Here is a 25,531-nt window from a genome sequence, read left to right on the forward strand (position 1 = left end):
GCCGCCGCGGGCGGCGCGGGCGGGACGGCAGCGGTGGATGCAGCCGCGGCGGCGGCCGGGCCCGCGGATGCTGTGGCTGCCGTCTACGACGAGAACGGCGCCCTGGTCTCTGGCGGCCCCGCCGGAGGCGCCGGGTCCGGTCTCGTGGGCACTGCCGTGGCGTCGCCGTTCACCCTGGCCGACACCGGTTGGGGCGTCCAACAGTCCATCATGCTCGTCGCTGGAATCCTCCTCATCGGGGCGGCCGTGCTGCCGCCGGTGCTCTGGCGGCGGCTGAAACCCCTCGCCGCGAAAGTAGGACTGAAATGACGCGCCGGTTTTTTAGCACCGATTCGATCTGGGCGCGGGCAGGTGCCAGCGGAATCGTCGTCGGGTTGGTCGTGGGGATCGGGGTGTCCGTGCTTGGCGCGTTCGCGCCGTCGCCGGCGTCCGCCGACACCTCGAGCGGGGTCACGGTCGCGTCCAAGGATTACGACCTCGACATTACGACTGCGCCGTTCCCGGATCTCAAGGTGACTGTCTCGCAGACCAGGAATCTGGTCTCCCAAGGGATCGTGGTCAGCTGGACCGGGGGAAAGGAGTCGACGAAGCCGATCTCGGGCTCGATCGGTGGAGAGAATTTCTTGCAGATCGCGCAGTGCTGGGGAGAAGACCCTGCCCATCCAGGCCACCCTGACCGAACGACCTGCCAGTACGGTGCCTCCCGCTCCGAGGGAACGACTCGAAACTCTTCCGGGGAGGATGCGGACGTTGCTTCGCAAGACGCCGAGTACACCGTGCCTCGAAGGGGTGTCTTCACCCCGGCATACACGTCGATTCCGTTCAAGGGAGTCGACGGAACTCTGATCACTGACATTGTGAAGAACGCGTCGGGCGCCACCACACGCACGCCTGAGATCGATGTGAACACCAACCAGTTCTTCACCCAGCTCACAACGAATGAGACCAAGTGGGCAGGGTCCGGACCTGCAGGAACGGGGTCCGTGCCGTTCGAGATCCAAACGGCCATGCAGTCGCCTGGCCTGGGTTGCGGTTCACCGAACACTCTGGTTACTCCGGTTGTCGGGCAGTCCTGCTGGCTGGTGGTCATTCCTCGTGGCACGGGCGACTCAGGATCATCGACAATCACCCAATCGGGACTGCTCTGGGACTCGTGGCAGCACCACGTAGCCATCAAGCTCGATTTTGAGCCCATCGGGATACGGTGTGCGATCGGGGCCGCGGAACGACAGCTGTCCGGCAGCGAATTGGTGAGCGGGGCCATCTCGTCCTGGCAGCCCAAGTTGTGCACCGGCCCGACAGGGTCGGCTTTCGTCCTGAGCACCGGGAATGAGGCGGAGGCCGTCACCGGTGCGTCTCGGACGGAACCGAGCCCGCTCGCATTCACTTCACGGCCGCTTGAGACCGACGAACAGGATCCGCTCCAGTACGCCCCGGTTGCCATCGCAGGCCTCGCAGTCTCATTCGCAATCGATCGCAAGGTTTCGCCGGTCGGCGTGGTCCCTGACGAGTTCAGGGCGAGTAATGGGTTACCTTTCGGCTCTCTCAACCTCACGCCGCGACTCATCGCGAAATTGCTCACCCAGTCGTACTTCGAGGCGCTTCCGCCTGGAGACAGATCTCATGTTGGATTCGTCAGCTTCGACAGCCCGGGAAAAAATGCTCGCACCCTCGTGCAGGATCCGGACTTCCTCGACGTCAACGATGAGGAGTGGGCCTACCAACTCATGGTGTCACCGTCATTGGGAGACCTGTTGCTGCCGTCGGGACGTTCCGATCTCGCAGTCCAATTATGGCGCTATGTCCTGTCGGACGCCGATGCGCGGGCCTTTCTGGATGGACAGGCAGACCCTTGGGGGATGGTCGTCAACCCGTGGTATTCAACAAATGCGTCGGTGAACCCGACCGGAACAGGCCTCGCCGTGCCGCGCGAGTCACTCCCCAAGGCTGATCCGATTGAGAAACCTGATACGACGGTGACCGATCCGGCGAACGGCACAGGTGCCGTCAATCTCGTCACCTGGCGGCCCTATACGGCGGATTTCGAAAGCGGCGCCTACCAGACGTTGCGAGGTGACGGCCTCCTGCTGGGAACCTGGGACAAATTCTCGACCCCTCCGAAATACGGCAAGACAGCGCGAGAACTCATCGGCAGTCGAGGAGTTCTGGCCCTCACCACGACTCCTGCGGCGAATCGCTACCAGGCCATAACCGCGTCGTTGCGTAATCCAGCCGGCAAGTTCGTGGCACCGAACGAAACAAGCCTTCTCGCCGCCGCCGCCGCCATGACGCCGGCTGGAACGCAGTCTCGGGTGCTCGAGTTCGATCCCGCCGGCCCGACCGCCGCTGCGGCTCCGACCGCATACGCCCTGACAATGCCCGTCTACGCCGCCATCAATCCACTCCAAACCGACTCGACGCAGCGCGCCGTCTATGCCAACCTGATCCGGTTTGCAGTCCAAGACGGGCAGACCCCCGGCACCGACGTCGGTCAGTTGCCGCCGGGATACGCGCCGCTGCCGCCGAGTTGGGTTGACCAAGCGCTGGCAGCGGCCGCTGCGATAGAAAGCGGGATCAGCCCTCGTGCGCAAACCATCCCAGCACCCTCCACGTCGAAACTGACTCCACCATCCGCCCCCGCCTCGAGGGTTCAGTCGTACGCAAAGCCGACATCGCCCGAACCGGGTTCGGCACCGACAGCGACTGGCACGCCAGCGGACCCTCTGGCCACCGGGATTTCTGCTGCCCCGCTCCTGGGCAGGCCGACTCCGGCAGATCCAGATGTGGGCCCGCTGGCGGCCGCCGTCCCCGCCGGACTGCTGTCAGGTCTCTTAGCGGCCGGGATGGTTCCCCTTTACTCGCGCGCCAGACGCAAGGCCTGACGCGCTACGGCTTGGCGAGGTTTCGGGGGCACTCCGGGACCGCGCCGGGAAAGTCGAGTCCACCTGGGCTCGCCTCTTGTGCAGTACACCGAAAGGCATCACATGATCTCGAAAAAGGCAATTGCGATCTGCGCAATCGTCGGTGTTTCCGTTTCCGGCATCGTCATGGCGGCGCCGGCGAACGCTGAACCTGTGTCCAACAGCTACGCAATCGTGGGTTCAGATACGCTCCAGGACGTCGTGAACGCGGCCGTCAACGGCACGACGGTCAGCGGTTCGAACGTCCGGTCGCTGGCCAATGGGACGGCAGTCGGCTCCTTCGACGCGACGGGCGGAGTGCTGATCCAGACCAAGCCTGCTGGCGCTCGTTTCGGGCGTCCCAACGGCTCGGGCGACGGGGTCAAGGCACTTAGCCGGTCGCTTGATGGTGCCGCTTACACGTCCGCGACACCCGGATCGCCTGCAGCGATCATCACCGGTCAGGTCGACATCGCGCGAAGCTCCTCTGGCCCGGGCAGCTCCGCGAACACGAACGGGCTGCTCGCCTACGTGCCGTTCGGTCGCGACGCGCTCACGTACGCCCACAGCGGCACAAACACGGGATTCGACAACCTCGACCTTGCCACGCTGACCGGCATCTTCAACTGCTCCATCACAGCCGTCAATGGCGTTTCGGTGACGGCTGTCATTCCTCAGGCTGGTTCCGGGACGCGTGAGTCTTGGCTGTCCAAGCTCTCCCTGACGAGCGCGTACTCGACTGCCAACCCCAGCTGTGTCAAGGTCGGTCAGGAACACGACACCATAGCCCTTGCCGATGGCTCACCCTTCCCGGACAACGCGATCACTGCGATGTCCGCCGCCCAGTGGGTCGCCCAGAACACCGGCGCCGGCATCAACCGGATCGGAACGGCAACCAACAGGGTCGGGATGCTCAACCCGGCCAAGGTCGGCACGCCCATCGCCGGCACGAACGCCGTGACCGGAGCCGGTGCCGCAATGACTCCAAACTCGGCCTTCTACAGCAACGCCACCTGGGGAAGGGACACCTATCTCGTCGTCGAGTACGCGCGCATTGAGGCGGGTAACCCGAAGTTCGACGCCACCCTGGCGAACCTGCTCGACCCGAGCAAGGCCAGCAGCCTTACCAACACCGGCACATTCGCCTCCACCACGGGAGCAGCGAAGAAGAAGTTCGGCTTCCTCGCCCCGAGCAGCACCACCCCCCTCCGCTCGAACCTGCGCTAATTCCGCTTCGTCGCATCTCAATCGGTCCTTCACGTCACCCTAAACGCGTCAAGAAAAGGATTAACTCATGAAGCTCAACACGAAGACCCGCACTCTCGCGGTCGGGGCGCTGTCCATCGCCCTGCTGGCTGGCACGGGAGTGGCCGCGGCCTCCGCCGTGGTCCAGACCAACGGATCGGCTGGGGCTGTCTACATGTACGACGCCGCAGACGGAAGCGCCTTGGACGCTCCCGGATACTCCTACGGGTGGGACGACCAGGTCGTCGGCTCGCCCGATGGGGTAGACCCGATGGTCGACTTTTCCTGCCCCGCGGGCACCACGAACGTCTACACCTTCGCCACCACACCGGGAACGGAGCTCGGGGGAACGAACGGCTGGAAGGCATTCTCGCCCAATTCCCTGACCGCAACGGGTGGGGTTCTTCTGCCGAACACCACTCCGTCCGGCCAGATCAACGGGACAGGTCCTGCGATCAAGGCTGCCGGAGGCACCTACTCGCTCGGGTTCGCCTGCACCATTAATAACGGTGTGACTACTGTGGCCGCGTATTACCGTACCGCGACCATCACCGCGGGGACGGGTGCGTACACGCTCAGTCGCAATGACACCACCGTCGTTGTCCCGCCCGTCGTACCTGGCCCGCAGAACGGCACCGTCGCTCTCGCTCCCACCACGACTGGCGCCGTCAACGGCGTGCTCGCGCTGACGGTCCCGGCCGGCGCCGCGGCGTCGTTCGGCACCCCGTCACTCGTGAACAACAAGTCGACCACGACCGGCACCCTCGGCAACATCACGGTCAACGATGGCCGGGTACTCACGCGCGAAGGCTGGAACCTCAGCGCGACCGTCGCGGACTTCAAGAACAGTACGGATGCGACGAACATCATCAGCAAGTCCCAGCTCGGCGTCGCCCCGAAGCTGGTCGTTGCCGGCACGTCCGCGACCGGCGTCACCGCCGCCGCGGTCCAGGTGGCCGGTGCGGCATCCGGGACGTACAACTTTGCCTCCGGCTCGGCAGCGAACACGGTCGGCGACAGCGTTCTCAACGCAGACCTGACCTTCGTCGCTCCTCAGGACAAGGCCGCCGGCACCTACACCTCGACGATGACCCTCACGGTCGTCTCGAAGTAGGAGCAGGCACCAGCTGAACAACGGGGGAGGAACGGCGTTCGCGCCGGTCCTCCCCTTCCTCTCACACTGTTTTCCGCCAACGCAGCATCCGCAGAAAGACCGCAGAAATGAGTACGCCGATCGTGACCCTCCGCACCATCGCCCCCCGACTCCTGTCCGTCACCGCCGGCGTGTTGGTCACCCTGGGATTGACCGTCAGCCTCGGCGTCTCAGGGGCCTCCGGCGCCTGGGCGGCCGACGCCGACGGCATCGCCGGCGCACCCTCCGCCGGCGGCGGCGTCGACCAGTCCCGGTCCCGGTTCAGCTACCAAGTCGAACCCGGCCAGACGCTCCAGGACGAATACCTGGTCGAGAACACCGGCACCACCGTGCAGGCCGTCACCGTCTACGCCACCGACGCCTTCAACGCCGACGACGGCAGCTTCGCGCTCCTCGAGGGAGCCGCGACCCCCGCGGACGCCGGAACCTGGATCGCTTTCGACAACGGCACCAACAGGATCCAGGTCACGCTCGACCCCGGCGCCCGGCAGGTGCTGCCGTTCACCGTGACGGTCCCGGCCGATGCCACGCCCGGGGACCACGCCGGCGGCGTCATCGTCTCGGCCCTCTCCCCGGCCGGACAGGTCACCGTCGACCGGCGCGTCGGCATCCGCCTGTATGTGCGCGTCAAGGGCCCGCTGCAGCCCGGCCTGACGATCAGCAGCATCGAATCGTCCTACCAGCCGAGTGTCAACCCGTTCTCGGGCGAGACCACCCTGAAAATGAGCCTGACCAACAACGGGAACGTGTCGCTCAGTGCCGACACCGTCTCGCAGGTGCGCGGCTTGTTCGGGATTCCGCTCTCCGGGCTGGTCGATCAGGAGATCTCCGAGATGCTGCCCGGCAGCTCCCGCACGGTCAGCATCGTGATTCCCGGCGTGGGCGCCTGGGTCTATCTGAACCCGCACGTGTCGCTGGCCGCGACCGTCGACGAGGACGCCCTCGCCGCGGGAGTGCTGCCGACCGGCGCGCGCAACAGCGACCTCTTCGTGGTGCCGTGGGCGTTTCTCCTTCTGGTGCTGGTCGGGGGAGGGACCTGGCTGATCGTGCGGTTCAGCCGCAAGCGCGACGCTACGAAGGCCGCCGCCTGGATCGAATACACGGAGGCCGAGGCGCGCCGCAAGGCGCGGGAAGAAGCCCCGGCCGAGTTTGCCTCTCGTTAGCTTTCCCGTCAGATCATCGAAACCTTGGACGTGCTAACTAAACCGGTGCTTACCTCCCCTGCCGTGCGCCGGCTTCCGATCGTGGCTCTCATCGCTCTCCTCGCGATGACGGGCATGGTCGGTGTCGCCCTGGGTGCCGCTGCCCCCAGTGCCGTCGCCCGAAGCGCGACTGCTCCCAGTGCCACGTCGGCGACGGATGATCCGCGCGGCGTCGATCTGTCCGTCACGGTGCTCGGACCGACCGGATCCTCGTCACCGGCGGCGCCGGCGGGGCCCGGCGCCACGCCCCGGGCGACGGCGCCGCAGCCGGCGAAACCAGCCTCGGTGCGCGGAGTCACCCAAACGACTGCAGCAGGGTCGGCCGCGGGGACCCACGCACTCGGAATCGACCCCACGGCGGTGGGCGGCGTCCTCTATGTCAGCGGCGTCACCGCGTTGCCGAAGCCGGACTTCGGCCCCGGCGGGGGCGACATCGTGCTGGCCTTCACCCTGAAGAATGTCACGACCACCCCGGTCACGTCGAGTCTCAAATTCTGGATCACGAACGCTGTCGGCATGCAGTTGGCCGCAGTCGACGCCGTCGAGGTCGCCGACCTTTCACCAGGGGAGACCCGCACGGTCACGGCCACCCTGCCCGACGTCGGCCAGTGGACTTTGTTCACCGGTCACGTCACCTTGACGCCACCGACCGAGGTTCTCGGAACGGCGCTGGGACCGGTGTCCCGGGAGTCCCTCGTCGTCATCCCGCCCTACTTCCTCCTGCTTGTGTTCACCGCCGCCGGCGCATTGACTCTGGGCTTGCGGAAGCTGCCCGTCGTGCGTCGTGCTCGTAACCCGGCAATCGGCGAGGGGATGGCGTCGTGACCATCGCAAAGCCGACGCGCCGGTTCAGGGCACCCGGTACGGTCCGCCCGCCCGGCCGTCCCGGCCGTGCGGAATCCAGTCGGCGGTCCGGACCGCCGCGGCCTCCGACGGAGCCCGGAGCACCCAAACCGCCGAAAATCCCCAGGCCGCCCCGACGGATGCCGATGCCCCCGCGACCGCCGGTCGACCTCAGCCCGCGTGATCAGGCCATCCGTTCGACCCTGACGATCCTGGCCGTGCTGATCCTCGGTCTGCTGGCCAACATCACGGTGCTCGGTCAGCTGCAACACGTCGTCAGCCAGCAACGGCTCACCAACACGTTCCGGTACGAACTCGCCGAGGGAACCGCTCCGGTCAGCGAGGGCACAGTCGACAAGGTCCTGCTCACGGCGGGAACACCCGTCGCACTGATCGACATTCCGTCCATCGATGTGCACGAGATCGTGGTCGAGGGCACCGACTCAGGCACCCTGCGGGCGGGGCCGGGCCACCGCCGCGACAGTGTTCTCCCGGGGCAGGCCGGGTACAGCGTCATCATGGGCCGGGCCGCAGCCTTCGGTGGACCGTTCAGCCGACTCCAGGAGTTGCGCCCCGGGCAGGAATTCACCGTCATTACCGGCCAGGGCGAACACACCTACTCCGTGCTCGGCGTTCGCTATGCCGGCGATCCGACGCCGCCCGCGCTCGGAGCCGGCAAGAGCCGCCTGGTGCTCGCGACCGCTCGCGGCCCGGCCTTCGTGCCCACCGGCGTCGCCAGAGTGGATGCGGAACTCGTCTCGGAGACGAAGCCCGCCGGTGCACGCCAGACCACCTATCTGACCCTGCCGCTTGCCGACAAGGAACTGGCCACGGACACATCGACCGTGTGGGCGCTCGTCTTCGCGCTGCAGTTCCTGCTCGTGATCGAGCTCGCCGCTGTCTGGGCATTCCGGCGGGTCGGCCCCCGCAAGACCTGGACCGTGTTCCTTCCCGTGGTCACGGTTGGTGGGGTCTTCGTGGCCGACCAGCTCGTGCGCCTGCTCCCGAATCTGCTCTAGCAACCCGAAACGAGTGGTTATGAACGAGAACGTGCACGACGACGAGTTGACGCAGGTGCTTCCGGCTGTGCCGCTCTTTACCGCAACGACGCCACCCCCTCGGTCGGGGCAGCGCGACCGGAAGCTGCGCCTGCCTGCCCGGTCGGTGTCGAACCGGCGCGGCCGTTTGGGCGCATCGGGCTCGCCGTGGGCACAACGCCCGGCTGGCCCGGATCTGGTCATCGACGCGCCCTCGCATCAACCGAGCGCGCGCGCACCTCTCGCCACGCTCGAGGGCCGCAACGTTTCGGCCTGGTTCGGCGAGCGTCAGGTTCTCGACCGGGTCAACCTCGTGATGCCCGCGGGCGTCATCACCTCGCTGATCGGGCCGTCGGGTTGCGGGAAGTCGACGTTCCTGCGCATCCTGAACCGGATGCACGAGCTTGTTCCCTCGGCGAGCCTCGCCGGCCAGGTATTGCTCGAGGGCGAAGACATCTACGACCCGGAACGCAAGCTCGTCGACGCTCGCAAACACATCGGGATGGTCTTCCAGAAGCCCAATCCCTTCCCCGCCATGTCGATCTACGACAACGTGATCGCGGGCCTCACTCTCACCGGCAAGCGTGCGTCGAACGACGAGAAGGACTACCTCGTCGAGAGCTGCCTGACCAAGGCAGGCCTGTGGAAGGAGGTCCGGGACCGTCTGCGCGCCCCGGGTGGCGGGCTGTCCGGCGGCCAGCAGCAGCGACTGTGCATCGCCCGATCCCTGGCGGTGACTCCACGCATCCTGCTGATGGACGAACCGTGCTCGGCCCTTGACCCCACATCGACGCGGGTGATCGAGGAGACCATGCTCGAACTCGCCCGAGAGGTGACCATCGTGATCGTGACCCACAACATGCAGCAGGCGCAGCGCGTCTCGCAGAACTGCGCCTTCTTCCTCGCAGCGCAGGGTGCGCCCGGCGGGATCGTGGAACACGGCCCGACTGACGCCATGTTCGGCAACCCGATCGACCCGCGCACGGCGGACTACGTCAACGGCCGGTTCGGGTAGCGGTCTGCGGTCCCGGCCATCTCTGCGCCGGCCGGGAAGGGGGGTGCGTCTTTCCCCTCCGGGTACCGGGGTCGAATTACACTGAAGCATGACTTCCGCTGGCTATGCAGAGATCGAGCGCACTTTCGACGTCAACCCCGCGACGGCACTGCCGCCCCTGCACGATTTGCCGGGCGTCACCCACGTGGAACCGCCGGTCGAGCACCACCTCGACGCCCTCTACTACGACACGGCCGACCTGGTCCTCGCCGGTCGGCGATTGACCCTGCGCCGCCGCACCGGGGGCGACGACGCCGGCTGGCACCTCAAGCTCCCGGTCGCCGTCGACGAGCGCCGGGAGATGCGGGAGCCACTCGGCGATGACCCGGAGCAGATCCCCGAGGGCATCCTCACCCTCGTGCGGGCCGTCCTCCGCGGTCGCACCCTCGTACCCGTCGTGCGGCTGCGCACCCGGCGCACCCTGCACCAGCTTGTCGGCGAGAATGACGTCGTGCTCGCCGAGGTCTGCGACGACGAGGTGCAGGCGGACCGATTCGCGCCGGAAGCGCTCAGCCAGACCTGGCGGGAATGGGAGGTCGAGCTCGTGCACGGCTCCCGAGACCTGCTCGACGCCGCCCAGGCGCGGCTCGCGTCGGTCGGCGTGGAGCCATCCGCGAACCCGTCCAAACTGGCTCGCGCCCTCGGCGACCAGCTGCCGGCCTTCGTCACCGTGCCGGCACCCCGGCCGACCCGCAAGAGCTCGGCCGGCACCGTGCTGATGGCCTACGTGCACGAACAGGTGCGGGCGATCGGCATCCAGGATGCGCGGGTACGGGAAAACGATGCCGACGGCGTGCACCGGATGCGCGTGGCCACGCGCCGCCTCCGCTCGGCCCTGTCCACCTACCGGGATCTCCTGGACAGGGCGGTCACCGATCCACTCCGCGATGAACTGCGCTGGCTGGCCGGCTCGCTCGGCGCCGCCCGGGACGCGGAGGTGATCCGGCAGCGCCTCGCGCACCGGCTCGCGCAGGAACCGGTCGAACTCGTGGTGGGCCCGCTGATGGAGCGCATCGACGGGCACTTCGCCGAGGTCATCCGGGCCGCCCGCAAGCAGGCGCTCGCCGCCCTCGACTCCAAACGGTACTTCCGCCTGCTCGACACGCTCGACGCCTTGCTGGCCATCCCACCGCTGCTCCCACGGGCGGACAAGCCCGCGAGCACCGTCATCCCCGAACTGATCCGCGCGGACTGGAAGCGCCTGCGCGCAGCCGTGTTCCTGGCCCAGGGCACCCCGTCGGGCACCGTGCGCGACGGGGCGCTGCACGAGGCGCGCAAGCGGGCCAAGCAACTGCGCTACGCGGCCGAGACGGCCATGCCGCTGCGGCGCACCCGCGCGGTGCGGCTCGTGGCCGCGGCCCGGCAGGTGCAGGACACCCTCGGCGACCATCAGGACAGCGTCGTCGCCCGGGACGAGCTGCTCCGGCTCGGCATGGCCGCGTACCTGCAGGGCGAGAACGCCTTCAGCTACGGCCGGCTGCACGCCGTGGAACGGAGTGGGGCCGCCGCCATGGAGACGCGCTTCTTTCGCACCTGGCGGGACTTTCCGAAGGCATCGATCTCGAAGTAACCCTCAGTCGAAACCGAGGCTCAGCTTGCGCAGCAGGGTCGCGAGGCCGGCCTGCTCACTCGGCGACAGCGTGGCGAGCAGCTCGGCCTCGGCGTCGACCAGCCGGGTGATGGCGGCGTCCACCCGGGTGAGGCCGGCCGGGTTCATCCCGACGAAGATGCCGCGGCCGTCGTTGGGGTCGGTGCGCCGGGTGACCAGCCCGCGCTCGACGAGCCGGTCGATCCGGTTGGTCATCGTGCCGCTGGAGACCAACGTCTGCTGCAGCAGGGCCTTCGGGCTCAATTCGTAGGGTGCCCCCGCGCGGCGCAGGGCCGAGAGCACGTCGAACTCCCAGGAGTCCAGCTCGGACCGGGAGAACGCGGTGCGCCGGGCACGGTCCAGGTGCTTGGACAGACGTGCCACGCGTGACAGGACCTGCAGCGGCGCGAAGTCGAGGTCGGGCCGCTCGCGCAGCCAGGCATCAACGATCCGGTCGACTTCGTCATGTGCGGGCATCCGTCCATTATCCCGCTCGGGCGCGCAAACCGGCGCGGGAACCGGCCCAGGTGCGCCGGGGCGCGCTATCGGCGCGATATCTGGCAGACTTGTCACCGTTGGTCGGCCCTCGGTCGGCGAATTCCGCCGTGGTGTAATGGCAGCACGACAGCCTTTGGAGCTGTTAGGTCTAGGTTCGAGTCCTGGCGGCGGAGCCCTGAATGGCGTCACCATCCGGCCTTCCCCGGGCGGCTCCACCGAAGCTAGAGGAAACCACGTGATTGATTCCCGACTCGCGATTGTTGTGCTGGCCGCCGGCCAGGGCACCCGCATGAAATCGAGCACTCCGAAGCTGCTGCATGAGCTGGCCGGATTGCCCATCCTCAGCCACGTGCTGGCAACATCCCGGGCCCTGGACGCGGCCCACGTCGTCACCGTGGTGCGCCACGAGCGCGACCAGTTGGCCGCCCTCGTCGGCAAGGATCTGCCCGAGAGCCTGATCGTCGACCAGGACGAGCTGCCCGGCACCGGCCGGGCCGTGGAGCAGGCCATCGCCGCGCTCCCCGACGACTTCGAGGGCGACGTGCTCGTGGTCAGCGGCGACGTGCCGCTGCTCAACGCGGCCACGCTGGCCAGTTTCGTCGCCGCGCACCGTGACCGTGACGTCTCCGCCACCGTGCTCTCCTCCTTCCCGGAAGACGCGACCGGCTATGGCCGCATCGTGCGCTCCGAGGAGGGTGCCTTCGACCGCATCGTCGAGCAGAAGGATGCGACGACGGAGGAACGCGCCATTACCGAGACGAACGCCGGGGTCTACGTCTTCCGTGTCGTCGAGCTGCGCGAGCAGCTGGCCAACGTCACCACCGAGAACGCCCAGGGCGAGAAGTACCTCACCGACGTGGTCGGGCTGCTGCGTCAGGCCGGGTCCGAAGTGCGGGCCGTGCCGGTCGCCGACGCCTGGCTGGTCGCCGGCATCAACGACCGCGCCCAGCTCAGCGAGACCGCGCGCCAGCTGAACGGCCTCATCGTCTACGGCTGGCAGCTGGCCGGCGTGACCGTGCAGGACCCGGCCACCACCTGGATCGACCTCAAGGCGAAGCTGGCATCGGATGTCACGATCCGGCCGGGCACGCAGATCCTCGGCTCGACCGTGATCGAGACCGGCGCCGTGATCGGCCCGGACACCACCCTCGTCGATTGTGAAGTCGGCGAGAACGCGGTGGTGAAGCGCACGGACGCGACCCTCGCGGTGATCGGCGCCGGCGCATCCGTCGGCCCGTTCTCCTACCTGCGACCGGGCACGAACCTGGGCGCCGACGGCAAGATCGGCACCTTCGTCGAGACCAAGAACGCGACCATCGGCGCGGGCAGCAAGGTGCCGCACCTCAGCTACGTCGGAGACGCGACGGTGGGCGTGGGGTCGAACATCGGGGCCGGCACGATCTTCGCGAACTACGACGGGGTGACCAAGAACCACACTGAGGTCGGGTCCCACGTGCGCACCGGGTCGCACAACGTGTTCGTCGCCCCGATTAGGATTGGGGACGGAGCGTACACGGGTGCCGGGACAATCGTCCGCAAGGACATACCGGCCGGGGCCCTGGGCCTCACCGTGGCTCCACAACGCAATATGGACGGCTGGGTACAGACCAACCGTGCAGGAACCGACGCGGCGGCGGCTGCGGCAAAGAGCGGAGACTAGGTGTCTGGAATCAAGACCAGCGGCGAGAAGCGACTTGTATTGGTTTCGGGGCGAGCACACCCACAACTGGCACTGGACATCGCCACGGAACTTGGTACCGAACTCGTCCACACCGACGCCCGCACCTTCGCGAACGGCGAGATCTACGCGCGCTTCGACGAGAGCGTGCGCGGCTCGGACACCTTCGTGATCCAGTCGCACACCAACCCGATCAACGAATGGGTGATGGAGTCGCTCATCATGGTCGACGCGCTCAAGCGTGCCTCCGCCAAGCGCATCACGGTCGTCGCTCCGTTCTACCCTTACGCCCGCCAGGACAAGAAGGGCCGCGGCCGCGAGCCGATCTCGGCCCGGCTGATCGCCGACCTGTTCAAGGTTGCCGGCGCCGACCGGATCATGGCCGTCGACCTGCACGCCGCCCAGATCCAGGGCTTCTTCGACGGCCCCGTCGACCACCTCTTCGCCATGCCCGTGCTGCTCGAGCACTTCCGCGAGAAGCTCGACCCGGCCACCCTGACGGTCGTCTCTCCCGACATGGGCCGCGTTCGCGTTGCCGACATCTGGAGTGACAAGCTCGGCGCCCCGCTGGCCATCATCCACAAGCGCCGCGACCCGAAGGTCGCCAACCAGGTGACCGTGCATGAGATCGTCGGCCAGGTCGAGGGTCGCGTCTGCCTGATCGTCGACGACATGATCGACACCGGCCGCACGATCGTCCTCGCGGCGGAGGCCCTGCGCGCCGCCGGCGCGATCGGCGTCGTCGTCGCCGCCACCCACGCCGTGTTCAGCCACCCGGCGCTGGAGCTGCTGCAGAACCCCGCGATCTCCGAGGTCGTCGTCACCGACACCCTGCCGATCCCCGAGGCGAAGCGCTTCCCCACGCTCACCGTGCTGCCGATCGCGCCGCTCCTGGCCCGCGCCATCCACGAGGTCTTCGACGAGGGTTCCGTCACCTCGATGTTCGAGGGCGCCGCGTAGCGTCTGCCGATTCGCTCAGCAAACCCTGGCCGGTCGTCGACGGATGTCGGTGACCGGCCATCGGTCTGTCCGGGCCCGGTCAGCGGCCTCGGCTCAGAGCAGGAGCTCCAGCACGATCGTGACCGGATCTCCGGCCCCCACCCCCTCGGCCAGACGGATCGCCTTTTTCACCGGAAGGATGAACGTGCCTACCTCGTTGCTGGGGAAGAGCGACGTCGACCAGCGTGAGAGGTTGAGTGCGGCCGTGACCTTCACCGAGCCGAAGCCGCGGCGTCGGCCGTCGATGAGTGAACGGATGTCCTCGGCCTGGTCGGCGGGCACCGAGACGAAGAACCACGCCCCGGTGCCCGAGTACTCCCACAGTTCTGCGGTGAAGGTGAACCTCGGTCCCATCGGCGCGCCCATCGAGAACCCTTCCGTGTGAGCCGGGTCTAGACCGGCATCTCGGTGCTGGGCGCCCGGGGCGCCGAGGGAATGATGCCGAGCGGGATGACGTAGATCTCGCGCTCGTTGATGTCGATCGCGTAGCACTGCCAGCCGAAGCCGCCCGGACCGCTCAGGTCGAAGCGGGCGTCGAAGTCGATGGCGCCCGGATAGTACCGGGCCGTGGCGACGCTGCACGCGTTGGCGGCCGTGGTCGACGCGATCTGCACGCTCGTGAGGATGCCCGGGACAATCAGGGCCACGAGCCCGAGCACGACGACGAGACGCATTATCAGCAGTGTGCGGGGACTGCGCAGGGGCCGGTCGGCATCCAGCGGCTCGTAGCCGGAGAGTTCGGGGTGGTCGTCGCTCGTCATCAGGCTCCCAGTATCGCAAATCTCGCGCCCGGAACGCACGCCTCTTGCTCACCCGCCCACGCGTCCCCACCCGCAGCCGCACCACCGTCCCGCCAACAGTTGCCGAATCGGACGATTGTTGCCCGCGCACGGGCAACAATCGTCCGATTCGGCAACAGTATTCCCGGCGGGAGCGACTCGGCCACCCCTCCCCAGGCTGCCACGATGGCCCAGGCCCCCCGAAGCGTCGGGGACCTGCTCCTGACTTTCCGCACACTGCCAACCTCGGCAGATGGCTGACGAGCGCATCGATAAGCAGACGGGTTTCTATCTCTCCGGCGGGGCCGAAGCCACCGAGTCGACCGACCGGCAGTTTCGGCGTGAGGCCCAGTTCGGGCGGAGCGCCCTGCGGTTGCGGCGCGGCGTCTTCACGACCACTGAGCATTGGGGTCTGCTCACACCCAGACAGAGGTACCTCGCGGAGATCCGCGCGGTCGTCGCCACTCGACTGAGCGACCCTGTGATCAGCCATCAATCGGCTGCGGCCGTGTGGGGGATTCCCCTGCCCGATGCCTGGCCAGGCACCGTGCACGTGTTGGCCTCACCGGACTCCCGGGCGCGAAGCAAGAACGGCGTCACGGTCCACCGCAGCCACGTCCCTGCCGGGGATGTCGTCGACATCGACGGGATGCTCGTGACCAGCCCCGCCCGCACCCTGCTCGACCTCGCGCGCACCATGAGTTTTGCCACTGCGGTCGTCGCGATCGACCATGCTCTCAATCCGCGGAGCGCATCCCCGGAGGTCTTCCTGACGGAGACGGTGCTGCGCGAGAAGCTCCAGGCGTCGATGTCGCCCCGGGGGTCGGCGAGGGCGCTGCGCGCCATCCGGTTCGGCCGTCCCAATGCGGACAATCCGGGTGAATCGCTCAGTCGCGTGGCGATCTTCGAGCTGGGATTCCCGGATCCCCTGCTGCAGACCTGCCACCGCAACCCTCGCGGCGGTTACTACTTCACCGACTTCGAGTGGCCGGCCTATCGCCTGATCGGGGAGTTCGACGGGCAGGGCAAGTATCTGAAGGACGAGTTTCTGCGGGGTCTCACGCCCGGTGAAGCGGTCACCCGGGAAAAGATTCGCGAGGATGACCTCCGTTCGGAGGGCAATGGCCTGGCCCGATGGGGCCCGGCCGATGTGCGCGATCGCCGGTCCCTGTTGCGCATCCTCACGACCGCGGGGCTCCCGATCCTGCGCTGATCGGCCGGCTGCCCGACACAAGTGTTGCCGGAGCGGACAACTGTTGCCGGTGTACGGGCAACACTCGTCCGCTCCGGCAACAGTTGCGCGCCGGAGCTGCGCGCCGCTAGTGCGAGGAGCCCTCGGTCGCGATCTCGCTGCGGTCGCCCGACCACAGCGTGTGGAAGGTGCCGGGCATGTCGACGCGCTTGTAGGTGTGCGCGCCGAAGAAGTCGCGCTGGCCCTGCACCAGTGCGGCGGGAAGCCGCTCACTCGCGAGCGAGTCGAAGTAGCTGAGCGCCGACGCGAAGCCGGGAACCGGGATGCCCGACAGTGCCGCCGTCGAGACCACGCGGCGCCACGCCGACTCGCCGTCGGCGACGGCCTGGGCGAAGTACGGGTCGACGAGCAGTGACGTGATCGACGGGTCGTTGGCGTAGGCGTCGACGATACGGTTCAGGAACTGGGCGCGGATGATGCAGCCGCCGCGCCAGATCGTGGCGATCGCGCCCTTGTCGACAGTCCAGCCGTACTTCTGGGCACCGGCGATGATCGCGTCGAAGCCCTGCGCGTAGGCGACGACCTTCGACGCGTAGAGCGCCTGGCGCACGTCGTCCTGGAAGGTGTGGCCGACGACGGCGATCTCCGGGCGGGCGGTGATGGCGGCGCGCACGGGGCCGCGCTGCTCCGGGTGGCTGGACACGGCGCGGGCGAAGACGGCCTCGGCGATGCCGCCGACGGGCACGCCCAGGTCGAGCGCGTTCTGCACGGTCCAAACGCCGGTGCCCTTGGAGCCGGCCTCGTCAAGCACGATGTCAATGAACGGCAGGCCGGTCTTGGCGTCGACCTGGCGCAGCACCTCGGCGGTGATCTCGATCAGGTAGCTCTCGAGGTCACCCTCGTTCCACTCGGTGAACACGTCGGCGATGGTAGCGGGGGAGTGCCCGGTCACTCTGCGAAGCAGGTCATAGGCCTCGGCGATGAGCTGCATGTCGGCGTACTCGATGCCGTTGTGGATCATTTTCACGAAGTGACCGGCGCCATCCGTGCCGATGTGGGTGACGCAGGGCACACCGTCGACGACGGCCGCGATCGATTCGAGGATCGGCCCGAGGGTCTTGTACGCCTCCACCGAGCCGCCGGGCATGATGCTGGGGCCCTTGAGGGCACCCTCTTCGCCGCCGGAAATGCCGGCGCCGACAAAGTTCACGCCCGTGGCGCGCACCTCCTTCTCGCGGCGGATGGTGTCCTGGAAGTCGGCGTTGCCGCCGTCGACGATGATGTCGCCGGGCTCGAACAGAGCGGTCAGTTGGCTGATCACGGCGTCCGTGCCCGTTCCGGCCTGCACCATGATGATCGCGGTGCGCGGCTTCTGCAGCGACGCCACGAATTCCTCTATGGTCTCCGAGGCGACGAAGCCGGCCTCGGGGTGCTCGGTGATGAGCAGGCGGGTGCGCTCGGGGGAGCGGTTGTACACCGCCACGGTGTTGCCCGCACGGCTGGCCAGGTTGCGGGCGAGGTTGGAGCCCATCACCGCCAGTCCCACTACGCCAATGTTTGCCTGTGCTGCGCCGGTTTCGGCCACGTTCGCTCCTTCAGCTATTGGTTCTCAAAACTCCTCCAAGGCTAGTCGCTCGGCCCATGGCCGTGACATGGAGTGACGCGGGCGCTGCCGGTCTCGAACGCCGGTGACGGATGCCCGAGCCCGCGTTCGCCGAGCGCCGTCGCCTCCGCTAGACTTACGAGTTGAACTTCGGCGAGGGCTGCCGCGTGCCGGGAAACCGAGCGTGCGGCATCCGTTATCGACGCGGCGGAATGCTTCACGGCCTTTCCTCACGCTGACACGCGTTCGAGTTGAATTGAACCAGTACCCACCTTCGCGGGCCGTCCGTCCGCGAACCAGATCTGGGCCGTAGCGGTCCGCAAGGAGATACACCATGGCTGACGCCACCAACAAAATTGTCGCCGACCTGCGCGTGAAGTTCGGCAAGGGCGCGGCCCGCAAGTTGCGCGTGCTGGGCAAGATCCCCGCCGTCATGTACGGCCACGGCACCACCCCGGTTCACGTTGCGCTCCCCGCGCACCAGATCGGCCTGCTGCTGCGTCGTGCGAACGCCGTCCTCGAGCTGGACATCGACGGCAAGACCCACCTGACCCTCGTCAAGGACGTCCAGAAGGACCCGTTCCTGCAGATCATCGAGCACCTCGACCTCATCGTCATCCGCAAGGGCGAAAAGGTCCAGGTCGAGGTTGCCGTGCACCTGACCGGTGAGTCGGCCTCCGGCACCATGGCTGACCTGGACTCCAAGACCCTCCTGCTCGAGGTCGAGGCCACCAGCATCCCGCAGAACGTCCAGGTCTCGATCGAAGGCCTCGAAGACGGCGACCAGATCCGCGCAAAGGACGTCGTGCTGCCCAAGGGCGCCACGCTCGTCTCCGACGAAGAAGCCGTCGTCGTGCTCGTGCACCTGCCGGCCGAGGAAGAGGAAGAGGAAACGGAAGAGGGCGAAGCCGTTGAGGGCGACGCCGAGGCTGCTCCCGCCGAGTAGTCATCCCCTTCTGGTTTCGCGTCAAGCGGAGGATTCCCCTGGACGACAATCTCTGGCTCGTAGTCGGGCTCGGTAACCCCGGGCCCGACTACGCCGGTAACCGACACAACGTCGGCCACATGGTGGCTGCCGTGCTCGCCGACCGTCTGTCGGCGAATTTCAAGAACCACAAGACGAATTCGTCGGTCGCGGAGGGGCGCAGCTTCCCCGGCGGTCCGAAACTGGTGCTGGCCAAGCCGAACACGTACATGAACGTGTCCGGCGGGCCGGTGGCCGCGCTGCTCCGCTTCTACTCGCTGGAGCCCGCGCGCCTGATCGTCATCCACGACGACCTCGATCTCCCGTTCGACACGATGAAGATCAAGGTCGGCGGCGGCCACGGCGGCCACAACGGCCTGCGCGACATCATCGCCGCCGCCGGCACGAACGAGTTCACCCGCATCCGCGTCGGCATCGGCCGCCCGCCCGGCCGCCAGCCCGCCGCGGATTTCGTGCTGCACGACTTCACGTCCACGCAGCGTTCGGCTCTGCCCAATCTGTTGACGGATGCCGCCGACGCGATCGAACTCATCGCCGCCGAGGGCGTCACCGCCGCACAGCAAAAGTTCCACGCCCCGTAACATCCCGCGACAGCGCCCGTGTCGGCCCGGAGTGACCCGCGCAACGGGCACTCCGGGCCGGAACCGGGCACCTGGACGCCCGGGTTGGCGCTCAGCCGGGTTGCATAGAATGCTCCGGTGACTCTCCAGGGCTTAATTGCCACACTTTCGCGCGCCTCCACCTTCGACAATGCCCTCGCCTTCGCGAACCGGGACGTCGACTTCTCCCTCACCGAGGGGCTCCGTGCCCCGCTGCTCGCAGCCCTGCTTGAACGGCGCGGCGAGCTGGGCAAGGCCCCGGCCCTGCTGCTGATCACCGCCACCGGGCGGGAGTCGGAGTCGCTGCACGAGAACCTCGCCTGCTTCGCCGCCGACGCCGAGATCATCGACTTCCCGGCCTGGGAGACACTGCCGCACGAACGGCTCAGTCCCAGCGCCGAAATCGTCGGCAAGCGCCTCTTCGCTCTGCGACGGATGCGCGAGTGGGAGGAGAGCGCCCCCGCCGCGCGCCGCCCGCTGATCGTCATCGCGTCCGTGCGCGCCGCGCTGCAGCCCGTGGCCGACAACCTCACCGACTACGAGCCGATCGACCTGGTCGCCGGCCAGCGCGGCCACGACCTCTCCGCCATCGCCCGCCAGCTCGTCAACGTGGCCTACGCCCGGGTGGACATGGTCACCCGGCGCGGCGAGTTCGCGGTGCGCGGTGGCATCCTCGACGTGTTCCCGTCGATCGCCCCGCACCCGTTCCGGGTCGAATTCTTCGGCGACGAGGTCGAGCAGATTCGTGCGTTCTCGGTCGCCGACCAGCGCTCCTTCCCTGACCCGGTCGATTCGGTGAGCCTGCCGCCGAGCCGCGAGCTGTTGCTCAGCCCCGCGGTGCGGCAGCGGGCGCGCGAGATGCAGCACGAGTTCCCGAGCCTGTCCGGCCTGCTCGCGAAGATCGCCGAGGGCATCCCGGTCGAGGGGATGGAGAGCCTCGCGCCCGCCCTCGTCGACCGGCTCGTGCCGATCACCCACTACCTGCCCGCCGAGGCGGCTGTCGCCGTCATCTCGCCCGAGCGCGTCGCGTCCCGCGCGATCAGCCTCGCCGAGACCAACCGGGAGTTCCTCGGCGCCGCGTGGAGCGCCGCGACCGCGGGCGCCGAGGCGCCGATCGACCTGGAGTCCGGCGATTTCCTCACCCTCGGGCGGCTGCGCGAGACCGTGCAGTTCAGTGCTCCCGGTGCCCCGGCGTCCGCGCACGTGTGGTGGACCCTGAGCTCCTTCCAGGCGGCGCCGACGGATGCCCCGGTGCTGCCGGAGCACCGCGAACTCGACGACCTGCTCACCGTGCGGGTCGAGGGCGACGCCGTGCCGAGCTTCCAGGGCAGCGTCGAAGGCGCCGTCGGTCACCTGGCTGAGCGGCTGAAGGCCGGCTGGACCGTCGGGATCGTCGCCCAGGGTGCCGGACTGGTCGAACGCGCCGCCGACGTCCTGGCCGAGCGGGAGCTGCCCGCCCGGATCGTGGCGGAATGGCCGAGCACACCCGAGGCCGGGATCGCCTACCTGCTTCAGGCATCCGTCGACCACGGTTTCGAACTGCCGGAGACGAAATTCTCCCTGGTCAGCGAGTCCGAGTTCTACGGCCGCACCGTCGGCTACGACGCCCGCCAGGTGAAGAAGCTGGCCAGCCGGCGCAAGAACGTCGTCGACCCGCTGCAATTGAAGGCCGGCGACCACGTCGTGCACCAGACGCACGGCATCGGCCGGTTCATCGAGCTCACCCAGCGCGAGGTCTCCAGCGGCGGGCGAAACCCGGTCAAGACCAAGCGCGAGTACCTCGTGTTGGAGTACGCGCCGTCCAAACGCGGGCACCCCGGCGACAAGCTCTACGTGCCCACCGACCAGCTCGACCTGGTCAGCCGCTACGTCGGCGGCGAGGCGCCGGCGCTGAGCAAGATGGGCGGCAGCGACTGGTCGGCCGCGAAGACGAAGGCGCGCCGGGCCGTGCGGGACATCGCCGTCGAGCTCGTCAAGCTCTACTCCGCACGGATGGCCAGCAAGGGCCACGCGTTCGGGCCGGACACCCCCTGGCAGCGTGAACTGGAGGAGGCGTTCCCGTTCGCGGAGACGCCCGACCAGCTCACCACCATCGACGAGGTCAAGGCCGACATGGAACGGCCCATCCCGATGGACCGGCTGCTCTCCGGCGACGTCGGCTTCGGCAAGACCGAGGTCGCCGTGCGCGCCGCGTTCAAGGCCATCCAAGACGGCAAGCAGGTCGTCATGCTCGTGCCGACCACCCTGCTCGTGCGCCAGCACATGGAGACGTTCCAGGAACGCTTCGCCGGGTTCCCGGTGCACCTGCGCGCCCTCAGCCGGTTCCAGACCGAGAAGGAATCCCGCGAGACCATCGCCGGGATGCTCGACGGCACCGTCGACCTCGTGATCGGCACGCACCGCCTGCTGTCCGACTCCATCGTCTTCAAAGACCTGGGCCTCGTCATCATCGACGAGGAACAGCGTTTCGGCGTGGAGCACAAGGACGCGCTGAAGAAGCTCAAGACCAACGTGGACATCCTCGCCATGAGCGCCACGCCCATCCCGCGCACCCTGGAGATGGCGGTCACCGGCATCCGGGAGATGTCGACCCTGGCCACCCCGCCGGAGGACCGGCACCCGATCCTCACCTTCGTCGGGCCGTACTCCGATCGCCAGGTGGCCGCGGCCATCCGGCGGGAGCTGCTGCGGGAGGGCCAGATCTTCGTCGTGCACAACCGGGTGTCCAGCATCAACCGGGTGGCCGCCGCGCTCGCCGAGCTCGTGCCCGAGGCCCGCATCGCCGTGGCGCACGGGCAACTTCCCGAGGCCCAGCTCGAGCAGGTCGTTGTGGACTTCTGGGAGCGCAAATTCGACGTGCTCGTCTCCACCACGATCATCGAGACGGGCCTCGACATCGCCAACGCGAACACGATCATCATCGACCGGGCCGACAAGTTCGGGCTCAGTCAGCTGCACCAGCTGCGCGGGCGGGTCGGCCGTGGCCGCGAACGGGCCTACGCCTACTTCCTCTACGACGAGAACAAGCCGTTGACCGAGATCGCGCACGATCGCCTCGCCACGATCGCGGCGAACAACGAGCTCGGCGCCGGTATGCAGGTCGCGCTGAAGGACCTCGAGATCCGCGGCGCCGGCAACCTGCTCGGCGGTGAGCAGGCCGGCCACATCGCCGGGGTCGGCTTCGACCTCTACCTGCGCATGATCGGCGAGGCCGTCAGCACGTTCCGCGGCGACGTCGCCGAGGGGCAGACCGAGTTACGGCTGGAGCTGCCCGTCGACGCGCACATCCCCGAGGACTACGTCGACAGCGAGCGGCTGCGGCTCGAGGCCTACCAGAAGCTCTCCGCGGCCAGCTCGCCGACGGCCGCGAAGGACCAGATCGACCTGGTGCTCGAGGAGCTCACCGACCGCTACGGTGAACCGCCACAGCCGGTGCAGAATCTGGTCCTGGTGTCGCGCCTGCGCTGGTTGGCCCAGCAGGCAAGCCTGAGCGAGGTCGTGGCGATGGGTTCGAACCTGAGGGTGTCGCCGGCGAACCTCGCCGACTCGATGCAAGTGCGCCTGCAGCGCATGTACCCGGGCTCGCGCTACTTCACCCAGAACGGTTCGCTGACGGTCCCCATGCCGCGCGTCAACGGGGAACCACTCGGCGACGCGGCGCTGATCGCCTGGGCCGGCACCCTGCTCGACGCGCTCTTCCCGCGCCCCGTCGCCGCGGTCGCCTGATGCCTGTGTCCCGTCCGTCGCGGCAGGGCCCGGCCGGGGCATCCGTCCGCACGTAATTGAGGAGAATTTCCCGAAACGCCGGCTATCTCGGCCGGATCAGCGGCGTGTTGCGAAAATGTCCGCAGGTGAGGTCGCGACCGCCATCGATCCCGGAGGCAACCTCCGCGGATGCCCGTGGCAGGCCCAGCCCGGCGGAGCAGACCTGAGGATCCCCGTCGATTCGGGGCGATTAGAGTTGACGCGTGACCTCTTCAGACCTTCCCACCGGAACTGCCTCCGCCTCCGGCCTCGACGAGCTCGTGCGTGTGGTGGCCCTGCTGCGAGCCCCGGGCGGATGCCCGTGGGATGCCGAGCAGACCCACGAGTCGCTGGTGCAGTACCTGACCGAGGAGACGCACGAACTGATCGAGGCGATCGAGTCGGGTAGCCGCGACGAGATGCTCGAGGAGCTCGGCGACGTGCTCTACCAGGTGATCTTCCACGCCGACCTGGCCGCGCACACCGACGGCGAGGGCTTCGACATCCACGATGTCGCCGCGCACATGACCGCGAAAATGGTCGGGCGGCATCCGCATGTCTTCGGCGACGTGAACCTGGAAACGGCCGACGACGTGGCCCGCGCCTGGGACGACTTCAAGGCCGCGGAGAAGCCCTCCCGCACGAGCGTGCTCGACGGGATCCCGCAGGGAATGCCGGCGCTCGCGCTCGCCGACAAGGTGCTCGGCCGGGCCCAGAAGATCGGGCTGCTCGGCGCCGAGGCCGCGTTCCCGCTGCCGATCGAGAGCGAGGACCAGCTCGGCCCGCTGCTGCTGGCCATCGTGTCCGCGGCCAAGAGCCGGGGGCTCGACTCCGAACGCGCCCTGCGCACCGCCCTCCGCGGGCTGCAGGACGAGATCCGCGAAGCCGAGACGACGGATGCCGACACCACGGTTGCCGTCGACCTCGCCGACGCCGGCATCATCGGCCTTCCCCGCTGACCGTCCCCGCTCACCTTTTCGGTCGCGGCATGGCGGTGCTGCCCACCGGTCGGTGGCGGTCCCGTGTCGCGCGGCCGGGCCACCCGGAATCGACGTGCCGACCCGAACTGACACAATTGGGGCTATGGCAACACCTGTGACCCCTCCCCGCGGCATGCGCGACTTCCTCCCCGCCGACAAGGCGTCCCGGGAGCATGCGCTGGCCGTGATCCGGCGGAGTTTCGCCGCCCACGGCTTCGACGAGATCGAGACCCCGGTCATGGAGGACGCGGCCCGGCTGCACTCCGGGCTCGGCGGCGACAACGAGAAACTCGCCTTCGCCGTGATGAAACGCGGGCTGAAACCGACGGATGCCGCGACCGCCGCCGAATCCGGCGACCTCCTCGCGCTGGCCGACCTCGGCCTGCGATTCGACCTGACCGTGCCGCTGGCCCGGTTCTACGCCACCCACCGGGCGGAACTGCCGACGGTGTTCCGGTCGATCCAGATCGCACCGGTGTGGCGGGCGGAACGCCCGCAGAAGGGCCGCTACCGCCAATTCGTGCAGTGCGACATCGACATCATCGGTGAGTCCGGACTGCTCGCCGAGATCGAGTTGATCACCGCGACCGCCGCCGCGCTCGACGCCCTCGGCCTGACCGGGTGCTCCATCCGCATCAACGACCGGCGCATCCTGACCGCCCTGCTCGCGCACTGGAATGTCGCGCCCGGGCTGAACGAACGCGCGCTGATCGTGATCGACAAACTCGACAAGGTCGGGGTCGACGGTGTCGTCACCGAGCTGGCCGGCCTGGGGATCCCCACCGAGGGCGTTGCCGAGACCCTGCGCAAGATCGCCGATGCCGGCTGGACGGCCGCCGAATCCACGCCGCCGGCCTGGCTCGACACGGATGCCTACGCCGACCTGCTCGCCCTGCGCGCCGCGATGCCCGACGTGCGGCTCGTGTTCGACCCCACGCTCGTGCGCGGGATGGGCTACTACACCGGCACCATCTTCGAGATCTCACACCCCGATCTCGGCTACTCCCTCGGCGGCGGCGGCCGGTACGACGGCATGATCGGCCGTTTCCTCGGCGCCGATGTGCCGGCCTGCGGATTCTCGATCGGGTTCGAACGCATCGTCGACCTGCTCGGAGTGGATGCAGCATCCGCCGAGAACGCCGTCGTGCTGGTGTACGAGCGGGGAACAGACCCCGCCCGGCTCGTGGCTCTCAAGAGAACACTGGTCGACCAGGGTCTCCGGGTGCGCCTCGAACAGCGCACCAAGAACGTCAAGGCGCTACTGGAACGCGCGGCCGGAGCCGGTTACGGGCGCTATGCATTCGTCGGTGCGGATGCCTCCAGCGCGGCCGACCTCGATTTCCGTTCTCTCGGCGGCTGAGGCCAGTCGCTAGACTGTTATGGGATTGGAACACGGCGCTGTCTTCCTCGATTCCTCCAAACCAACACCCCACCAATTAAGAAACACAAGGA

The 25,531-nt window shown here is 68.0% G+C and carries 21 protein-coding genes, 1 tRNA gene and 1 pseudogene; 18 read left to right on the forward strand and 5 right to left on the reverse strand.

What is annotated here, in order from left to right:
* The 9 genes and pseudogenes from E3O67_RS16995 to E3O67_RS12150 all read left to right on the forward strand — a co-directional run.
* A pseudogene (locus E3O67_RS16995) lies at nucleotides 1–309 on the forward strand (hypothetical protein); the annotation flags it as partial.
* The gene (locus tag E3O67_RS12115) at nucleotides 306–2,882 is read left to right on the forward strand and encodes a hypothetical protein (protein ID WP_134431478.1); all 2,577 of its coding nucleotides are present in this window, start codon (nucleotides 306–308) and stop codon (nucleotides 2,880–2,882) included. The pseudogene E3O67_RS16995 and the gene E3O67_RS12115, both read left to right, overlap by 4 nt.
* 102 nt (nucleotides 2,883–2,984) lie before the next feature.
* Nucleotides 2,985–4,127: a hypothetical protein gene (locus E3O67_RS12120; protein ID WP_134431481.1), complete on the forward strand. Its 1,143-nt coding sequence runs from the start codon at nucleotides 2,985–2,987 to the stop codon at nucleotides 4,125–4,127.
* A gap of 67 nt (nucleotides 4,128–4,194) precedes the next feature.
* Nucleotides 4,195–5,259 carry a hypothetical protein gene (locus E3O67_RS12125; protein ID WP_134431484.1) on the forward strand — a complete coding sequence of 355 codons (1,065 nt, stop codon included), beginning with the start codon at nucleotides 4,195–4,197 and terminating at the stop codon, nucleotides 5,257–5,259.
* Between the two features lie 107 nt (nucleotides 5,260–5,366).
* Entirely contained in the window at nucleotides 5,367–6,461 is a 1,095-nt protein-coding gene (locus tag E3O67_RS12130) for a WxL protein peptidoglycan domain-containing protein (RefSeq protein WP_135102812.1), read from the forward strand.
* A 45-nt stretch (nucleotides 6,462–6,506) separates the two neighbouring features.
* Nucleotides 6,507–7,325 carry a hypothetical protein gene (locus E3O67_RS12135; RefSeq protein ID WP_134431490.1) on the forward strand — a complete coding sequence of 273 codons (819 nt, stop codon included), beginning with the start codon at nucleotides 6,507–6,509 and terminating at the stop codon, nucleotides 7,323–7,325.
* A 164-nt stretch (nucleotides 7,326–7,489) separates the two neighbouring features.
* Nucleotides 7,490–8,362, forward strand: a complete 873-nt coding sequence (locus tag E3O67_RS12140) for a sortase (RefSeq protein WP_134431493.1) — start codon at nucleotides 7,490–7,492, stop codon at nucleotides 8,360–8,362.
* A gap of 220 nt (nucleotides 8,363–8,582) precedes the next feature.
* On the forward strand, nucleotides 8,583–9,395 hold the full coding sequence (locus E3O67_RS12145; protein ID WP_198418980.1) for a phosphate ABC transporter ATP-binding protein: 813 nt from the start codon (nucleotides 8,583–8,585) through the stop codon (nucleotides 9,393–9,395).
* A gap of 88 nt (nucleotides 9,396–9,483) precedes the next feature.
* Nucleotides 9,484–11,004: a CYTH and CHAD domain-containing protein gene (locus E3O67_RS12150; RefSeq protein WP_135102813.1), complete on the forward strand. Its 1,521-nt coding sequence runs from the start codon at nucleotides 9,484–9,486 to the stop codon at nucleotides 11,002–11,004.
* Nucleotides 11,005–11,007: 3 nt separating this feature from the next.
* Here E3O67_RS12150 and E3O67_RS12155 read toward each other — a convergent pair whose 3' ends face one another.
* Complete coding sequence (locus tag E3O67_RS12155; RefSeq protein WP_134393827.1) at nucleotides 11,008–11,499, reverse strand: MarR family winged helix-turn-helix transcriptional regulator; 492 nt, start codon at nucleotides 11,497–11,499, stop codon at nucleotides 11,008–11,010.
* Between the two features lie 122 nt (nucleotides 11,500–11,621).
* On the opposite strand from E3O67_RS12155, the gene E3O67_RS12160 reads away from it, so the two are divergent.
* From E3O67_RS12160 to E3O67_RS12170, 3 genes are all read left to right on the forward strand, one after another.
* Nucleotides 11,622–11,693 (forward strand) — tRNA-Gln (locus tag E3O67_RS12160).
* 62 nt (nucleotides 11,694–11,755) lie between these two features.
* Nucleotides 11,756–13,180 carry a bifunctional UDP-N-acetylglucosamine diphosphorylase/glucosamine-1-phosphate N-acetyltransferase GlmU gene (glmU, locus tag E3O67_RS12165; RefSeq protein WP_134431499.1) on the forward strand — a complete coding sequence of 475 codons (1,425 nt, stop codon included), beginning with the start codon at nucleotides 11,756–11,758 and terminating at the stop codon, nucleotides 13,178–13,180.
* Nucleotides 13,181–14,158 (forward strand): ribose-phosphate diphosphokinase, encoded by a 978-nt coding sequence (locus E3O67_RS12170; RefSeq protein ID WP_134431502.1) that lies wholly within the window; start codon nucleotides 13,181–13,183, stop codon nucleotides 14,156–14,158.
* A gap of 93 nt (nucleotides 14,159–14,251) precedes the next feature.
* On the opposite strand, the gene E3O67_RS12175 is transcribed toward E3O67_RS12170, so the two are convergent.
* Nucleotides 14,252–14,563 carry a DUF1905 domain-containing protein gene (locus tag E3O67_RS12175; RefSeq protein ID WP_241982158.1) on the reverse strand — a complete coding sequence of 104 codons (312 nt, stop codon included), beginning with the start codon at nucleotides 14,561–14,563 and terminating at the stop codon, nucleotides 14,252–14,254.
* A 26-nt stretch (nucleotides 14,564–14,589) separates the two neighbouring features.
* On the reverse strand, nucleotides 14,590–14,958 hold the full coding sequence (locus E3O67_RS12180) for a hypothetical protein (protein ID WP_134431507.1): 369 nt from the start codon (nucleotides 14,956–14,958) through the stop codon (nucleotides 14,590–14,592).
* 271 nt (nucleotides 14,959–15,229) lie between these two features.
* On the opposite strand from E3O67_RS12180, the gene E3O67_RS12185 reads away from it, so the two are divergent.
* Entirely contained in the window at nucleotides 15,230–16,189 is a 960-nt protein-coding gene (locus E3O67_RS12185; protein ID WP_134431510.1) for a hypothetical protein, read from the forward strand.
* 106 nt (nucleotides 16,190–16,295) lie between these two features.
* Here E3O67_RS12185 and gndA read toward each other — a convergent pair whose 3' ends face one another.
* Both gndA and E3O67_RS12195 read right to left on the reverse strand, forming a co-directional pair.
* The gene (gene gndA, locus E3O67_RS12190; RefSeq protein WP_241979320.1) at nucleotides 16,296–17,699 is read right to left on the reverse strand and encodes an NADP-dependent phosphogluconate dehydrogenase; all 1,404 of its coding nucleotides are present in this window, start codon (nucleotides 17,697–17,699) and stop codon (nucleotides 16,296–16,298) included.
* A 95-nt stretch (nucleotides 17,700–17,794) separates the two neighbouring features.
* A complete protein-coding gene (locus E3O67_RS12195) occupies nucleotides 17,795–17,992 on the reverse strand; it encodes a hypothetical protein (protein WP_134431516.1) in 198 nt (65 codons plus the stop codon).
* Between the two features lie 113 nt (nucleotides 17,993–18,105).
* Here E3O67_RS12195 and E3O67_RS12200 point away from each other — a divergent pair, with 113 nt between their 5' ends.
* From E3O67_RS12200 to hisS, 5 genes are all read left to right on the forward strand, one after another.
* Nucleotides 18,106–18,717 (forward strand): 50S ribosomal protein L25/general stress protein Ctc, encoded by a 612-nt coding sequence (locus tag E3O67_RS12200; protein ID WP_134393822.1) that lies wholly within the window; start codon nucleotides 18,106–18,108, stop codon nucleotides 18,715–18,717.
* 38 nt (nucleotides 18,718–18,755) lie between these two features.
* Entirely contained in the window at nucleotides 18,756–19,337 is a 582-nt protein-coding gene (pth, locus tag E3O67_RS12205) for an aminoacyl-tRNA hydrolase (RefSeq protein WP_135102814.1), read from the forward strand.
* 117 nt (nucleotides 19,338–19,454) lie between these two features.
* Entirely contained in the window at nucleotides 19,455–23,081 is a 3,627-nt protein-coding gene (mfd, locus tag E3O67_RS12210) for a transcription-repair coupling factor (protein ID WP_135102815.1), read from the forward strand.
* Nucleotides 23,082–23,323: 242 nt separating this feature from the next.
* Nucleotides 23,324–24,058, forward strand: a complete 735-nt coding sequence (locus E3O67_RS12215; RefSeq protein ID WP_241979315.1) for a MazG family protein — start codon at nucleotides 23,324–23,326, stop codon at nucleotides 24,056–24,058.
* 124 nt (nucleotides 24,059–24,182) lie between these two features.
* Nucleotides 24,183–25,439: a histidine--tRNA ligase gene (hisS, locus tag E3O67_RS12220; protein ID WP_134431525.1), complete on the forward strand. Its 1,257-nt coding sequence runs from the start codon at nucleotides 24,183–24,185 to the stop codon at nucleotides 25,437–25,439.
* Nucleotides 25,440–25,531 lie beyond the last annotated feature (92 nt).

The organism is Cryobacterium sp. TMT3-29-2, from assembly GCF_004564305.1.
In the GTDB taxonomy this organism is placed as follows: domain Bacteria; phylum Actinomycetota; class Actinomycetes; order Actinomycetales; family Microbacteriaceae; genus Cryobacterium; species Cryobacterium sinapicolor.

Excerpts from the sequence above, each read along its gene's own strand:
- E3O67_RS12115 (WP_134431478.1), top strand. The coding sequence starts at position 306 with ATGACGCGCCGGTTTTTTAGCACCGATTCGATCTGGGCGCGGGCAGGT.
- E3O67_RS12120 (WP_134431481.1), top strand. The coding sequence starts at position 2,985 with ATGATCTCGAAAAAGGCAATTGCGATCTGCGCAATCGTCGGTGTTTCC.
- E3O67_RS12125 (WP_134431484.1), top strand. The coding sequence starts at position 4,195 with ATGAAGCTCAACACGAAGACCCGCACTCTCGCGGTCGGGGCGCTGTCC.
- E3O67_RS12130 (WP_135102812.1), top strand. The coding sequence starts at position 5,367 with ATGAGTACGCCGATCGTGACCCTCCGCACCATCGCCCCCCGACTCCTG.
- E3O67_RS12140 (WP_134431493.1), top strand. The coding sequence starts at position 7,490 with ATGCCCCCGCGACCGCCGGTCGACCTCAGCCCGCGTGATCAGGCCATC.
- E3O67_RS12150 (WP_135102813.1), top strand. The coding sequence starts at position 9,484 with ATGACTTCCGCTGGCTATGCAGAGATCGAGCGCACTTTCGACGTCAAC.
- E3O67_RS12155 (WP_134393827.1), bottom strand. The coding sequence starts at position 11,499 with ATGCCCGCACATGACGAAGTCGACCGGATCGTTGATGCCTGGCTGCGC.
- E3O67_RS12175 (WP_241982158.1), bottom strand. The coding sequence starts at position 14,563 with ATGGGCGCGCCGATGGGACCGAGGTTCACCTTCACCGCAGAACTGTGG.
- E3O67_RS12180 (WP_134431507.1), bottom strand. The coding sequence starts at position 14,958 with ATGACGAGCGACGACCACCCCGAACTCTCCGGCTACGAGCCGCTGGAT.
- E3O67_RS12185 (WP_134431510.1), top strand. The coding sequence starts at position 15,230 with ATGGCTGACGAGCGCATCGATAAGCAGACGGGTTTCTATCTCTCCGGC.
- gndA (WP_241979320.1), bottom strand. The coding sequence starts at position 17,699 with ATGGGCTCCAACCTCGCCCGCAACCTGGCCAGCCGTGCGGGCAACACC.
- E3O67_RS12200 (WP_134393822.1), top strand. The coding sequence starts at position 18,106 with ATGGCTGACGCCACCAACAAAATTGTCGCCGACCTGCGCGTGAAGTTC.
- hisS (WP_134431525.1), top strand. The coding sequence starts at position 24,183 with ATGGCAACACCTGTGACCCCTCCCCGCGGCATGCGCGACTTCCTCCCC.